Below are 14,623 nucleotides of genomic sequence, written 5' to 3' on the forward strand. Positions count from 1 at the left end.
CGTAATTTATTTTGTAATTAGTACTTTTGAAATGTGAAGAAAATCTTATTACTTTCAGATACTCATAGTTTTATTGATGATCAAATTTTAAAGTTTGTAAAACAAGCAGATGAAGTTTGGCATGCTGGCGATATTGGCAACTTAAATGTTACAGACACTATAAAAAAATTAAAACCTTTACGTTGTGTTTTTGGAAATATTGATGACAATGATGCGAGAGTCGAATTTCCTTTAGATGCTAAATTTGAAATAGAAAATGTTACAATTTGGATGACTCATATTGGTGGTTATCCTAATAATTATTATCGAAGAATTAGAGAGGAAATTAAAAATAATCCGCCAAAAATATTTATTTCTGGACATTCTCATATCTTAAAAGTACAATATGATAAAAAACTAAATTTATTACACCTTAATCCTGGTGCTGCAGGAAATCATGGTTTTCATAAAGTAAGAACGATGTTGCGTTTTTCTTTAGAAAACGGAGAAATAAAAGATATGGAAATAATTGAATTAGCTAAACGTGGTTAAGATTCTCTTTCTCTAAAATAGGCAAATCTACTTCTATTGTTGTCCCTTTACTAGTAAAAGAATTTATATGAAATCTCCCTTTCATCATTTGTATTCTCGCTTCAATTTGATTTAAACCGAGCCCGTCTTTAGAAGTTATATTGTGTTTATCAAAACCAATTCCGTCATCAGAAATTACAAAACATAACTTACCATTTTCTTCTTTTAATTCAACTGTTGCGTTTTTTGCTTGACTGTGTTTTAAAACATTATTAACAAACTCTTGTATGATATTATATACTTTTATTTCAAAGCTTTGGTGATATCTTCTTACCATACCAACTTGAGTTTCTATCTTTATTTGAGAGTTTGAATACTTATCTGCCATATCTTTTATGGCATAATTTAGACCGAATTTTAATAAAACTGAAGATACAAGTGTATGCGATAAGTCTCTAATTTTTTGAGAAGCTTCAGTAATAATTTCTTGAGTTTTATCAATTTCTATTGGATGATCACCTTTAAATTGACTTCTTGTTGCTTGTAAATGAAGATTTGCTGAAGACAATAATGCGCTAACACTATCGTGTAAAGTTTCTGCAATATCTTTTCTTTCAGATTCTTTACCATCTATAGTGGCATTTAAAATTCTTACTTGAGATTCTGATTTTAATTTTTCTATATTTTGATTCTGAATTAGTAGATTTTTCGAAAGCTGTAACCCTAAATTCTTTTGACGAAGTTTGTAAAAATTTAACCAAAATAATAACGAAATAATTATAATAAAACTACCAATTCCAAAAACCCAAAAAGTTCTTTGGGCTTTAAGTCGTTTGTTTTCTTCTTCCTTAAGAAGGATTGTCTTTTTTGCATCGAAATTATATTTTTCAGTAACTTCTGTTATCATGCCTCTAAATTCATGATCTCTTAGACTATCTTTTATATCATATGAAAGTTCTTGATAATCATAAGCTGTGTAATCTTTTAACTTGTATAAATTATAAGAAAGATTATAATATAACCCTTCTCTTACTTCTAAAGCTTTACTTGTTTTTACATTTCTAATTAAATCTATAGCTTTGAAATATGTTTTTTTTGCTTCATCGTAATTATTTTCAGACAAATAAATACTAGATAAATTACCTAAAGCTCCAGCTTCATTTACTTTATTATTTAGTTTTTTATGAATATTAATCGATTTAAATGCAAACTCTTTAGCTTTATCATAAAGACTATCGTTCATATAAATAACCGATGAATTAGAATAAGCTCTTGATTTGACTTCTAGAATTTTGTCATCATCAATTCCCTTAATTGAAGAAACTTCATTATAGAAGTACAATGCACTATCCCTATACTTTTTAATACCTTTTTCTGAATTTAAGCGATAGTAAACATTACCGTAATTAAGGTAAATTTCTGCAAAAATAAACCTTTCATTAAAATTGTTTTTAATTGTATTTTCCTTTAAAATAGGATTATGAAGAATATTTAATGTTTTTTTATAATATTTTATTGCATTTAAATTATTTCGAGTAGAATAATAAATATTTCCAATAAGGTGGTTAACAAGAGTTTTTTCCACATTACTTATAGAATTTTCATTTTTTAAAATATCTAATGCAGATTTTAATGAATTTCCATAATCTTGATTTTCATAAAGTTTTTTTGCATTAATATACCTTTCTGAAATAGAATCTTTTTGTATAATAAAAGAAGAAGCTGTACTAAATACAGCTTCTTTACTTTTAGAATATAAAATGTTATTAGTTAAGAGAATTAACAGTATTAATAAAAATTTTCTTTTCAAAATTAACTTTATAATATTATACCTCTTGGTTTTCTTCTTATTACTGACGCTACTTCTCCTCTAGCTTGAGTGTTTTCTAAATGATTTACAAAATCAAACTTTAAAGGTTGCCCATCTGTTTTTTCTAAAACTCTAGAGAAATTTGTTTCACTAGACTTTCCTTCTTCTAAATGAATTTCATAAGTTTTTATATTTTCATTATAAACAAAGTCTACTCTTACTTTATCATTAATAGAAAAATCTAAATTATAAGTTCCGTCTTGGTTACTAGTTATACTATAGTCTCTTAATTTTTTATTAGAATTTCCTTTTAAAGAAAAATTATCATCTGTAATAGTTATTTGAGGTAACTTTTCTGAACTTGTGTCTACAAAACCTACTTTTAATTCTGTACCATCAATCACTAAATCTCGTGTAGCTCTTCTACTTGTTTGGCTATCTGACGAATATAAATAAAAATGATTCGTATTTGTGTTACTATCTACTACCGTTTCTGTATTAGCATTTCCATTTAAATTGTATTCTATCGAGTAGGCTCCAGAAGCATCTCTCTCTATGGTATAAGATTTTAATAAATCTACAGCTTGTTCTTCTGGTAAAAGGTTTTCATTGGTTGAACATGAAGAGAATACTAATGTAATTGACGCCACTAATGCAAATAAGTTGATAGATTTCATAATTGAGAATTGTTTGATAAAGTTGGTTAAAGTTAATTAGGGGCGGGGCTATTAATATTTTTTTTGAAGTAAGGTTAAGAATGTATGCAACAATTGTATCTGTGGGGGTAAACTATAAAGCCTTTTAGGGGACGATTTTGAAAAAAAAATCAAAGCTTGTGAATAGTTATTTTGGGGATAGATATTATACTATATTGTTTTTTACTGCATACATTGCTAAACCTACTGCATTTTTTACATTTAATTTTCTTAATAAATTTTTTCTATATGTTTCTACTGTGTTTACACTTAAATTCAAAAAGTCTGCCATTTCACTTGTACTATATTCTTTAGTAACTAGTTTTAATACATCTACTTCTCTTTCGGTTAGGCTATCAAACAAAAATTTATCTGGTAATTCTCCTTGCGAAACTATTTGACCTGATAAAGTCTGTAATAAGCTATTTTGGATATCATTACTAAAATATTGTTCTCCTCTTGCAACGGCTTTAATAGCGTTAACTATATGTTCTCCTGCGCTGTTTTTAGAAATATATCCTTTACAACCAAGGTTTAATACTTCTTGAACAATTTTAACATCATCATAACTAGACAAAACTATTACTTTTTGATTGATTCTTTTTTTCTTAAAATATTTTAAGACTTCAAAACCATCTAAAACTGGCATTGTAATATCTAAAATTAAAACATCTGCTGCATTTCCTTTAGTACTAAACCAATCTATTACTTCTTGTCCTGTTAGAGAATATCCTTTAATTTCAATCTCTTTGTCGGTATTTATTACAGCGATGATTCCTTCAATTAATATCTTATGATCATCTGCTACGTGAACGTATATCTTTTCTTTCATTTTTACTTTACAAATTTAGTACACATATTAAGATTATACAACCCCATTTTCAGTGAAATTTTCTTCTCACGGAAAACCGTGAGTTCTCTCACGGTTTTCCGTGAGAAGGCTATTTTAATAAATTGATTATCAGCAACTTAACAAGTTCTAAAAATAAGATTATTTATCTTAAAAAAAGAGTTTGCTAAATTATTTTCTTATTACAAAGTCATTATAAAATAAAAAACCGAGAAATAAATTCTCGGTTTTTTTTCGCACTAATATAACTAAGATGTTAGTTTTATCGCAATCTATCTACAGATTTTACGAGATCTTCATCCTTTTTAATAGCTTTGTTTGCCAAAACAATAAGCAAAATAGCTAAAATTGGTAAGAACATCCCAATACCTTTCTCGGAAACGGTTGCTTCTCCAGGTATAGTTAGAGACAAATAAATCAATAAACCTAATAAAAAAAGGTTGATCAAAATAATAATACGACCTACTACAAATTGCAACTTTCTATTACTGAATAGAAATACGGTTACAAAAGAAACAATAGCAGATAATAAGAATAATATAGGAATTAATTTTAAAAGGGTCGATTCTCTTGTAAATAATTCCAAAACATATACTTTTTCTTTTAGATTGTTCCAAAGATTAAAAACAAAAATCATGCCTCCAGAAACTACTGAAGCTAATAATAAATATATGGTTTGTATTCTTTGAATCATTGTATAAAAAATATGTTTACAAAAGTAAAACTTTCTTTTTTAAAAAGAAAACTTGATACTTAAAAAAAAAGTATATATTTGTTACATAATTAACCGCACAAAACTTATTGTATAGTACTATATACAATTCTATCAAAATCAAACAAATTATAAAAATCTTATTATAATAAGATTTACATTTTAACTTAATATATAAAGAATGTTCGAAATTTCTGAACTAAAAGCAAAGACTCTTGCTGACTTACAAGTAATTGCAAAATCTATTGGTCTTACCAAAACAAGTCAACTTAAAAAATTAGATTTAGTATACCAAATATTAGATACACAAGCTGCTAACCCAAGTAAAGCTGCACCTAGTAGTACTTCTCCTTCTAACAAAGAAGAAAAACCAAAAACCGAAAGACCAAAAAGAAAACGTGTTTCTAAAATATCACCTGTTTTAACAGAAACAAAAGAAGTACAAGAGGTTAAAGAAAATAAAGAAGTAGAAACGGCTGAAAGACCTGAAAAAGGAGAAGCAAATCAACCAAAACCTCGCCAACCAAAAGTTCCTCAACACAAGCCTAACCCCAGAAAAGAGGTTAATAAAGAAAGTAAGGTTGTGGTGAAAAAAGAAGTTGTGGATTCTAAAAGTGAAGTAAAACAAGAACAAAAAACTGCGAATATTCCAAACAAACCACAGCATAAAAATCAACAACAAAATAATAAGAACAAAAACAGCAATCAAAATAGGGACAAAAAACCTCAAGTAAGTAGAGGTAATAAATCTAACAATAGATATAGAGACCCTGATTTTGAATTTGATGGAATTATTGAAAGTGAAGGTGTATTAGAAATGATGCCAGATGGTTATGGTTTCTTGCGCTCTTCTGATTATAATTACCTATCATCACCAGATGATATTTATGTTTCTCAATCTCAAATTAAATTATTTGGTTTAAAAACTGGTGATACAGTTAGAGGAAATGTTCGCCCGCCAAAAGAAGGTGAAAAGTATTTCCCATTAATTAGAGTATCAAAAATAAATGGACTAAACCCTAACTTGGTTAGAGATAGAGTTTCTTTTGAGCATTTAACACCGTTATTTCCTCAAGAAAAATTCAATTTAGCAGAAAAAGGTAGTTCTTTATCAACAAGAATTATCGATTTGTTTTCTCCTTTAGGAAAAGGGCAACGTGGTATGATTGTAGCGCAACCTAAAACAGGTAAAACAATGCTTTTAAAGGATGTTGCCAATGCAATTGCAGCAAATCATCCAGAAGTATATCAAATTGTATTATTGATTGATGAGCGTCCTGAAGAGGTTACAGACATGAAGCGTAATGTTCGTGGAGAAGTAGTAGCTTCTACTTTTGATGAACCAGCAGATAAACACGTAAAAGTTGCGAATATCGTTTTAGAAAAAGCAAAAAGATTAGTAGAATGTGGTCATGATGTTGTTATTCTTTTAGATTCAATTACACGTTTGGCAAGAGCATACAATACAGTTGCACCAGCGTCAGGAAAAATACTTTCTGGTGGTATAGATGCAAATGCATTACACAAACCAAAACGTTTCTTTGGTGCTGCTAGAAATATAGAAAACGGTGGTTCTTTAACCATTATTGCAACTGCACTTACAGAAACTGGTTCTAAAATGGACGAAGTAATCTTCGAAGAATTTAAAGGAACAGGTAATATGGAACTTCAATTAGATAGAAATATTTCTAACAGAAGAATTTATCCTGCTATTGATTTAATTAAATCTTCTACAAGAAGAGATGATCTATTATTAGATACAAAAACTGTACAAAGAATGTGGGTTTTACGTAAATATCTTGCAGATATGAACCCTATTGAAGCAATGGAATTTATCAACGATAGAATTAAGTTCTCTAAAAATAATGAAGAGTTTTTAATATCTATGAAAGGATAAATCAACATTTATAAATTCACAAAACCTTCTTGATTGCTCAAGAAGGTTTTTTTATGAAAGCAATTTCCTGCTTTCCGTTATATCTTTTTATATTAGATTCAGTTAAACATCTGTAAATACTAATAAGTAATTTCATTATTTGTAGCCTTTGAAGCTAATTAAGTATAAAAAAGGTTAAGAATATCAACAGTTATTCGAACGACCTCAATCTGGGCTAGAATTATTAATCAATTTAATTATTTTCTATAACCGATTTTCTTATTTGAAATTTTAAACTCAGATTTAAATTTATAACAAAAAAAACCGTTCAAAATTAATTGAACGGTTTTATATCTGTTTATGTAAATAACAACTAGTTAGTTACGTACATATTAGCTCTGTTATCTTCTATGTTAGAAGCTTTTTTAATTGCTTCATACATTTTAAAAGTCAATCTTTTTCTACCTTCAGAAATCGTCTTTCTTTTAGTTTCATAATTTGGTAAAGCAGTTGGCAATTCTTTATTTGTTAAAGAAAAAGCATATACTCCTCTACTACCTACTACATTTGTATAAACTTTGTTTAATTCTGCATTAAACATTGCTCCAACAACTTTAGGTTCTGAACCAGCACCTGCTAAAGTAGGGCTTTGTAAAGTAATTCCATTTGCATTTCTAACTGTTGTATTGTTAGCTTTTGCAATATCTTCTAAAGAGCTTCCTTTTAATTTTTCTGCTAATAATTTTGCTTTCTTTTCATTTAATAAAATTGGCCTAACTCTATTTGTAGCTTTAGCTGCAGACATTAACCCTTTTTCTGTATTACCAGTTAGAAAAGCAACTACATGGTTACCTTCTAAATCGAAACGTTTAAAACTTCCTCTTTCTGTATCATTATTAAAAGCCCAAGTTATAATTTGTCTTTGATTTCCTAAACCAGGAACACTTTCATCTAATACTTTTAAACCTACAACAGGTTTAGCTGTATAATTATTCTCTTTTGCAACATCAAAAAACTTTTGATGTTTAGAAACTTCTAAAGCAAATTGCTCTGCCTTTTGAAAAACTGCATTTTCTGTAGCTTCAGATGGTACAATTTGTTTACCATAAGTTGCTAATTTTAATACTGTTTGATTGTTTTTTTGATCATCAATTTTAACAACATGAAAACCGAAAGGTGTTTTTACAACATCTATGGCTCCTTTATTTGAAGTAAAAGAGAAATCTCTAAAAGCTGGTGTCATTCTATTGTAGTTAAACCAATCTAACTCACCACCTTTTGAAGCATTTGAATTATCCGAAGAAAAATCTTTTGCTAAATCTGCAAATTTTCTTTTATTTCTTTTTACAACAGTTAAAATACTATCTGCTAAATTTTTTGCTTCTTCTTCTGTTCTAGTAATATCTGGAGTTGCTCTTTGTGCACCAACAAAAGGAATTAAAATATGACTTGCTTTTACAGAATCTGGCATTTTAATAACCTCAACAATTTTAGATACTTTAAAATATCCTTTGTCTTTGTATGGTCCAAAAACATCTCCTTTAGATCCTTCAAAAATATTTGAGGCTACAGTTTGATTTACTAAATTTTTATATTTAAAACCTAAATCTAATTTTATATCGGAATCATTTTCACTTAAAAATTCAGTATCATTTGTTGAAGTTTTAAAATCTTCAATTAATGTAGCAACATTGTTTTTAATTGCAGTTTCATCTTCTGGTGTTGCAACAATATCGAATTTTACATAAGAAATATCTCTTGATGCATCTACCTTAAAAGTAGAAGGATTTGCTTTTACATATGCTTCAACTTCAGATTTAGAAATTGTAACTAAACTGTCTTTAATAGTAGTATAAGGTACAAATACAAATTGAGAATTTAACTTTGTATTCTCTATAAAGTATTCTGCTTCGCCTTCTTTTAAAGAAGCTCCTAAACCTGCAGTCACTAAATTGTTATATGTATTTCTTTCTGCGTTGTCTCTAATTTGATTCATGTAATTAGACCAAGCAGACCACTTTTCTGTATTATTTTCTTTAGTATCTGCTAAAAATTGTTTGAATTTTGTTTCATCAAACAAACCCGCTTCATTTAAAAACTGTGGATTACTTTTTACAGAAGGAGCGTTTAAAACTTCGTTCCAAACATCTGCTTCACCAACAGTAATTCCTGCTTCAGATAACTGATTTTGGTAGATTTTTTTTCTTACAATGTTATCCCAAACAGTTTTAGTTGCTTGCATATCAGAAACTCTACTACCAGCTTGTTGCTTATAGGCGTCTACCGCTGTTGCAAATTCTTGTCTAGAAACTGTTTCGCCATTGATTTCTCCTATTTCGTTTACTTTATTAGAACTAAAAAAGTCACCTAAAGTAGAAGGGTCTAATACAAAAGCAAAAAGTGCTAAACCAATTATGATGATTAAGAACATTGAACGTTCTCTAATTTTCGATAAAATTGCCATACGTTTTTATTTAATTTCAGTTGGCGAATATACGATTTGGGTTTTAATATTGCAACCCATTTTTTACTTATTAGCAGTAAGTTTTTTGGTATTTTAAAGGAAGTAAAATAATAGTTTGTTTTTAATCTTCTTTATCGGTAATTTTAAAAGAAACTTCGTCAATTTTGGCACTACTCATTTTTAAAATTTTAATTTCAAAATCTTCAATATAAACCACCTCTTCTTGTGCTGGTATATTTTCTGTATAATCAATAATAAAACCACCTAAAGTTTCATAAGCTTCAGACTTTGGTATATTTAAATCATACTCTTCATTTAGATGATCGACCTCTAATCTTGCTGAAAATTTGTATTCAGTTTCACTTATTTTCTCTTCTAAAAAATCTTGAACATCATGTTCATCTTCGATTTCACCAAATAATTCTTCAACAATATCTTCAACTGTAATCATTCCTGAAGTTCCTCCATATTCATCAACTACAACAGCTACACTTTTCCTTTTCTTCATTAAGCCGTTTAAAACATCATTAATCATCATAGATTCTGGCACAATCTCTACAGGTAATAGAATCGATTTTATTGTTTTGGGTTTTTTAAATAACTCAAAAGCATTTACATAACCAATAACATCGTCTAGAGAGGTTTTATAAACCAAGACTTTAGATAAACCCGTTTCTATAAATATATTCCTTAAGTTTACAACATTCTCATGAATTTCTACAGCAACAATTTCTGTTCTTGGCACCATTACTTCTCTTGCCTTTACATTATGAAACTCTAATGCATTTTGAAAAATCTGAATTTCAGAATCCATTTCATCATCATCACTTCCTGTTTCTAACTGCTCTGTTATATAATTACCTAATTCTTCTTTACTAAATTCAGTTTGTTGCTCGTCTGCATTTGTTTTGAAAAAAATACGGAGAAAAAAATCTGAAATCAGAGTTATAAACTCTGAAACAAAATGAAATAGAATGTAAAAGAAGTACGCTGGTAAAGCAAATATTTTTAGTACTTCATTAGCATAAATTCTAAAAATTGCTTTTGGTAAAAACTCGGCAGTCACCAGAATAACAATTGTAGAAATTATAGTTTGAATTAATAAAATAGAAAAATCGTTAAAACTATCTAAAGGAAGAGTTCTAGTAAGAAACCCGCCCATGTAATAACTATAAATTACCAAAGAAATATTATTACCCACTAACATTGTGGTAATAAATTTAGAGGATTTTTGAGTAATTTTATTTAAGATTTGAGGAATAAAACCTTCACGTTTTTTCTCTAACTCAATATGGAGTTTGTTGGCAGATACAAAAGCAATTTCCATTCCCGAAAAAAATGCGGAAAGTAGAATGGATATAATTATTATAATAAGTTCAATTTCCATTAAGAAATCTATTGCTATTTATTTTGATTGTTTCTTTGCTCAACTTTTTTTCTAAAATGTCTTTTAAAGAAAAATACTAAAGTAATAAAAAAAGCAAAACCAAGAAATAAATAAGCTTTTGACCTATCGTCGTTCCAACGAATTACGCCCTCAATTAAACATATTATTGCTACCATTAAGTATCCGTACTGAAAAAATTTCCAAATTTTATTCATAATAATATTATTCTGTTGTTTCTAATTTCCCTGTTGTTTTTCTTGCCAAATGTTTACTCAAGTCTTCTTTACTTTCAAAACCGATTCCATAAATAGTATCTTTTTGAGTTGTTAAAGTAAATGCTTTTTCAGAAAAAAAATATTTTGTATTTTGATCCCAAAATAATTGTTCTGTTACTAATTTAGACTGCTCTGTATGATTTAAAACCACAACATTACCTCTTATTTCTGCTACTTTTGTTTTATCATAAGAAAGCGAGTAATCACCAGAAATAGTTACAGAATCTAATCCGTTTTTGTCAAAATTCACAATCTTAATTCCTTTTGGAAACTCACTATAAGGGTGTTTTTTTCTATTACTAAAATCTAATCTTAAAGGAGTAATCAACTTAGAAGTTATTCTACCAGAATCCTTGTAAACATGATGAGCATTTTTAGCCGTACCAATTGGTAAATTCTTGGAAGCTAGAAAATCTCTAACTTGTTGTGTATTGTTCGAGCAAGAAAAAAGCATTACCGTTACCAAAGTAACAGTAATGCTTTTTAAAAATATTTGTATCTTGTTTTTCACTAAATTATTTAGATGGTACTCTTACAGTTTCTCCAATCCAACATTTAATTGTGTATTTACTTCCTGGGTTTACACCAGCAGTAAAAATTACTTTTTGACTTGGTACATTTCCTCTATAACTTCTAATATATTTTCTCGCTGTTGCAGAAATACTTGGATCTACAGATGCTGCTCTTTGTGCTTTATTTAAAGCTGCAACATATACCATTCTTTTTTCAAATTCACTTTTACCACAATTATTTACACTTCCTTGGTATAATCTAGCAATAAATAAATATGCTTTACCATAATTAGGATTATAACCTATTGCTTCTCTAGCAATACTTCTAGCTCTAGATAACTGACCTCTATCTTTAGCAGCTTGAGCGAATTTCATTTTTATCTTTGCTTTCTTTAATGGATCAGTTTCTAAATTGAATGACTTTTCTCTCATTGCTGTAGCACCTGCTGCATCATTATTGTCTTCTAAAACATTTGCTAAAAATGCGTATGCTTCCGGTGATGGAGAAGCTTCTGCGTAAGCTTTAACTAACACTGCATAAAAAGGGTCTGCTTGGCATCCTTTGTTAAACATTCTAGAAACCGCTCTCTTTAACCAAACTGCATTTGTTTTATTTGCTTCAATATCTCTTTTATATAATGGCACTAACCTTTCACAAGTTGCAATACTAGATATAATAGCATCTAAACCTCCTTCTACAGCACCTGATGCTCTTGAATTTGTAGAATACAAATGTATTTTTTTCTTATTAGCTATAGTATCTTTTCTTAACTCTTTTAATTTAGCAGCATAACCATCTAATTTTTTACCAATAGACTCAAGAACATCATCATAAGTATCAAAAACTTTTTGTGGGTTTGCATCTTTATTTCTATCTGTTACTCCTTGAAAATATAAAAATAGGTTTTTAACTCCCATTTTTGTTGGGTCTATTGAATATCCTTTTTCTAAAATCGCAAAAACTTCATCATCAGATGCTAATTTGTTTTTTGACAAATAAGTAGCATAATCACTATGTACTTTTGCTGGATTTTTTTTAGGAAAATATTGCAATCTTTGTTCATAAACTCTTTTTGCTAAAGCTGGTTCTTTTCTAACTTTTTCCGCAAGTTTTGATCCAAATTTGTAAATATTTACAGATAAATCTTTACAATTATCCATTAAATAAATCCAATTTGTATAAGCATCTTCATACTTTTTAGATTGAAAGTCTCCTTTAAAAAGGTTATACTTAATTGTACAGTCTCTCTTTGCGTCCTGAGCATTTGTTTTTGCTGATGCTAATAATAACACTGCAGCTAGTAAAAACGTAATTTTCTTCATTTTGTTAGTTTTTTAATTAATCAATTTTTCTTTTTTTGAACCAATTGACATCTGTCAAAGATAAACTTAATCTAAAGTTAAAATAATTTTCTTGAATTAAATTATTATTAGTGGTTCCTCTTTTACCAAATTCGAACCCCATATTTACATTTGACAATTGTTTCAATGGTAAACCTAAACCAAAAGATATGCCAAAGTCATCAATTGGAGTAAAATTTGTACCAACTCCTGTACCGTTAATTAACAAACCTGTCTTTTTAAAGCGCAATCCAGCTCTATAAGTAACTCTTTGCCAGTAACTTGAAATAGAATTTATTTTAGGAAGATAAAAACCACCTAAAGAAACTCTATTTGACTTTCCATATGAGTATACAGAACTTGTTGCATTTAAAAGACCAGATGTTTCTATTGCATCTTGATTTTCATACTCTAAACCAACATACCATTTATCTAACTCACCCAAACCTGCTCCAATTGTAGTTTTCAATGGAAGTTTATAATTTCCGTCAATAGTTTTGTTTGCTCTATAATCTCTAGGAATTTCACTTCCATTATTTGAAAAAGACAATGTATATTCTGATTCTGTACCAGTTACATTTAAATCATTTCCAAATTTTAAAGTTGCACCAGCATTTAAAATAAGTTTATTTTTAAGCTCTTTCTGATATTGAGCACCAAAAGTAACAGAACCACCTCTTATATTAGTTGCTTCAGTATTTTTGGTTGCTAAAGTTGCACTTATTACTTGTTCTGTAACACTATTATCTATATTTCCAAACTTATAATCAGCTTCTAAACCTATAGATAATTCTTTATTCAATTTAATACCAAAACTACCATAAATTCTATTTATACCACCGTCTCCCGAAAAAAGCGAAACTTTTGTAGTAGTACCAAATGCGTCTAAAGAAGAATTAGATAAAGAATAACCAACAGATGAAACTGGTTGTAAACCAACAGAAAAACCTGCTTTAGTTCCAATAGGGAAAGCAACCGCGACATAACTTAAACTAGTTGTATTGGCATTTTCTTTTTTATTTCCATTATTTATAGTTAAGTTATTATTTAAAACCCCAAATGCGTATGTTGTGTATCTTAAGTTTGCATAAGCAGCAGGATTAGTGAAATTTAAATATTTGTAATGGTTAAAAGCAACTCCAATACCTCCCATACTACTTTGCTCTACTGTTTTTGAGCTAAATTCGTCTCCAAAACCAAAAAAAGAATATGGTGATGAATTTGTTCTCTGTGCCATTACAGTTACAGAAGTTATCAGCAAAAAAGCTACTAAAATCTTTCTAATCATTTGTTTTCGTTAAATATCAATAATTGATTTAATCCTTGAAGGAGAAAATTTTGATTGGCAAATATGCTACTTTTTAATTGTTTTGACAAGAAATTTGTATCTCCTCCTGTTAAAACAACTGTTAAATCGCCATATTTCTCTTTGTAATCTAAAATTACACCGTCTAACTCCTTTGTAACTCCATTTATAACACCAGAATGCATGCTTTCTTCCGTAGACTTTCCTACAAAATAATTAATCTCTTTTTTATCTAATAACGGTAATTTAGCTGTAAATTTATTTAGAGCTTTATATCTCAAATTTATTCCTGGTGAAATTGCTCCTCCAAGATATTCTTTTTTACTATTGACAAAATCAAAAGTTATACAAGTACCAGCATCTATAACTAATACATTTTTGTTAGAATATATTTTTACAGCACCAGAAACCAAAGCAATTCTATCTACACCTAAAGTAGTTGGAGTTTTATATAAATTGACAAAAGGGACTTTTGTGGTTGATGAAACTCGCGTTAATTTGATTAAATTCTGAAGCTTTTGTACCTTTTTTTCTGAAATAGAAGCAACACTAGACAAGATTCCTTTAGAAATTTTATATTTTTTGATTATTTTCTTTAATTCTGATAAAATTATTCTCTTATTAAAAACAACAGAAAAAACAATCCTATCAAGCTCAAAAACAGCAACCTTAACACTCGTATTACCAACGTCTACAATTAGATTCATAAGTCTAAATTAAAAAAAAGTTAAAAATAAAATGTAATTTTTTTAAAAATGTTTAGCAAATATGAAAAAACATTTTATATTTGCATCCGCTAACGCGATGGTACCTTAGCTCAGTTGGTAGAGCAAAGGACTGAAAATCCTTGTGTCCCTGGTTCGATTCCTGGAGGTACCACAAAAA

At 28.7% G+C, this 14,623-nt stretch carries 12 protein-coding genes and 1 tRNA gene; 3 read left to right on the forward strand and 10 right to left on the reverse strand.

Translation table 11 applies throughout. The annotated features are described in order from the left end of the window. Positions 1-33: 33 nt before the first annotated feature. Complete coding sequence (locus V3V28_RS03445) at positions 34-531, forward strand: metallophosphoesterase family protein (RefSeq protein WP_331363628.1); 498 nt, start codon at positions 34-36, stop codon at positions 529-531. On the opposite strand, the gene V3V28_RS03450 is transcribed toward V3V28_RS03445, so the two are convergent. From V3V28_RS03450 to V3V28_RS03465, 4 genes are all read right to left on the reverse strand, one after another. After that, a complete protein-coding gene (locus V3V28_RS03450) occupies positions 518-2,320 on the reverse strand; it encodes a tetratricopeptide repeat-containing sensor histidine kinase (protein WP_331363629.1) in 1,803 nt (600 codons plus the stop codon). The two genes, V3V28_RS03445 and V3V28_RS03450, sit on opposite strands and share 14 nt — an antisense overlap. A gap of 8 nt (positions 2,321-2,328) precedes the next feature. After that, entirely contained in the window at positions 2,329-2,997 is a 669-nt protein-coding gene (locus V3V28_RS03455; protein ID WP_331363630.1) for a hypothetical protein, read from the reverse strand. 184 nt (positions 2,998-3,181) lie between these two features. Next, entirely contained in the window at positions 3,182-3,847 is a 666-nt protein-coding gene (locus V3V28_RS03460; protein ID WP_331363631.1) for a response regulator transcription factor, read from the reverse strand. 280 nt (positions 3,848-4,127) lie between these two features. After that, positions 4,128-4,559: a DUF4293 domain-containing protein gene (locus tag V3V28_RS03465; RefSeq protein WP_331363632.1), complete on the reverse strand. Its 432-nt coding sequence runs from the start codon at positions 4,557-4,559 to the stop codon at positions 4,128-4,130. Between the two features lie 199 nt (positions 4,560-4,758). Between V3V28_RS03465 and rho the strand changes: the two genes are divergently transcribed. After that, complete coding sequence (gene rho / locus V3V28_RS03470) at positions 4,759-6,474, forward strand: transcription termination factor Rho (RefSeq protein WP_331363633.1); 1,716 nt, start codon at positions 4,759-4,761, stop codon at positions 6,472-6,474. A 352-nt stretch (positions 6,475-6,826) separates the two neighbouring features. Here rho and V3V28_RS03475 read toward each other — a convergent pair whose 3' ends face one another. The 6 genes from V3V28_RS03475 to V3V28_RS03500 form a co-directional block, all read right to left on the reverse strand. Continuing rightward, positions 6,827-8,917, reverse strand: coding sequence for a peptidylprolyl isomerase (locus V3V28_RS03475; protein ID WP_331363634.1), 2,091 nt, complete (start codon positions 8,915-8,917; stop codon positions 6,827-6,829). Between the two features lie 121 nt (positions 8,918-9,038). After that, positions 9,039-10,304, reverse strand: a complete 1,266-nt coding sequence (locus tag V3V28_RS03480; protein ID WP_331363635.1) for a hemolysin family protein — start codon at positions 10,302-10,304, stop codon at positions 9,039-9,041. A 222-nt stretch (positions 10,305-10,526) separates the two neighbouring features. Next, positions 10,527-11,090 (reverse strand): LPS export ABC transporter periplasmic protein LptC, encoded by a 564-nt coding sequence (gene lptC, locus V3V28_RS03485; protein WP_331363636.1) that lies wholly within the window; start codon positions 11,088-11,090, stop codon positions 10,527-10,529. Positions 11,091-11,094: 4 nt separating this feature from the next. Beyond that, a complete protein-coding gene (locus V3V28_RS03490) occupies positions 11,095-12,414 on the reverse strand; it encodes a tetratricopeptide repeat protein (RefSeq protein WP_331363637.1) in 1,320 nt (439 codons plus the stop codon). 16 nt (positions 12,415-12,430) lie between these two features. Continuing rightward, positions 12,431-13,720: a hypothetical protein gene (locus V3V28_RS03495; RefSeq protein ID WP_331363638.1), complete on the reverse strand. Its 1,290-nt coding sequence runs from the start codon at positions 13,718-13,720 to the stop codon at positions 12,431-12,433. Beyond that, the gene (locus tag V3V28_RS03500; protein WP_331363639.1) at positions 13,717-14,445 is read right to left on the reverse strand and encodes a type III pantothenate kinase; all 729 of its coding nucleotides are present in this window, start codon (positions 14,443-14,445) and stop codon (positions 13,717-13,719) included. The genes V3V28_RS03495 and V3V28_RS03500 overlap by 4 nt, the downstream gene beginning before the upstream one ends. Positions 14,446-14,544: 99 nt before the next feature. Here V3V28_RS03500 and V3V28_RS03505 point away from each other — a divergent pair. Next, a tRNA-Phe gene (locus V3V28_RS03505) sits at positions 14,545-14,617 on the forward strand. Positions 14,618-14,623: the final 6 nt, after the last annotated feature.

Origin of the sequence: Polaribacter sp. (genome assembly GCF_036480315.1) — a bacterium.
Taxonomy (GTDB): Bacteria; Bacteroidota; Bacteroidia; order Flavobacteriales; family Flavobacteriaceae; genus Polaribacter.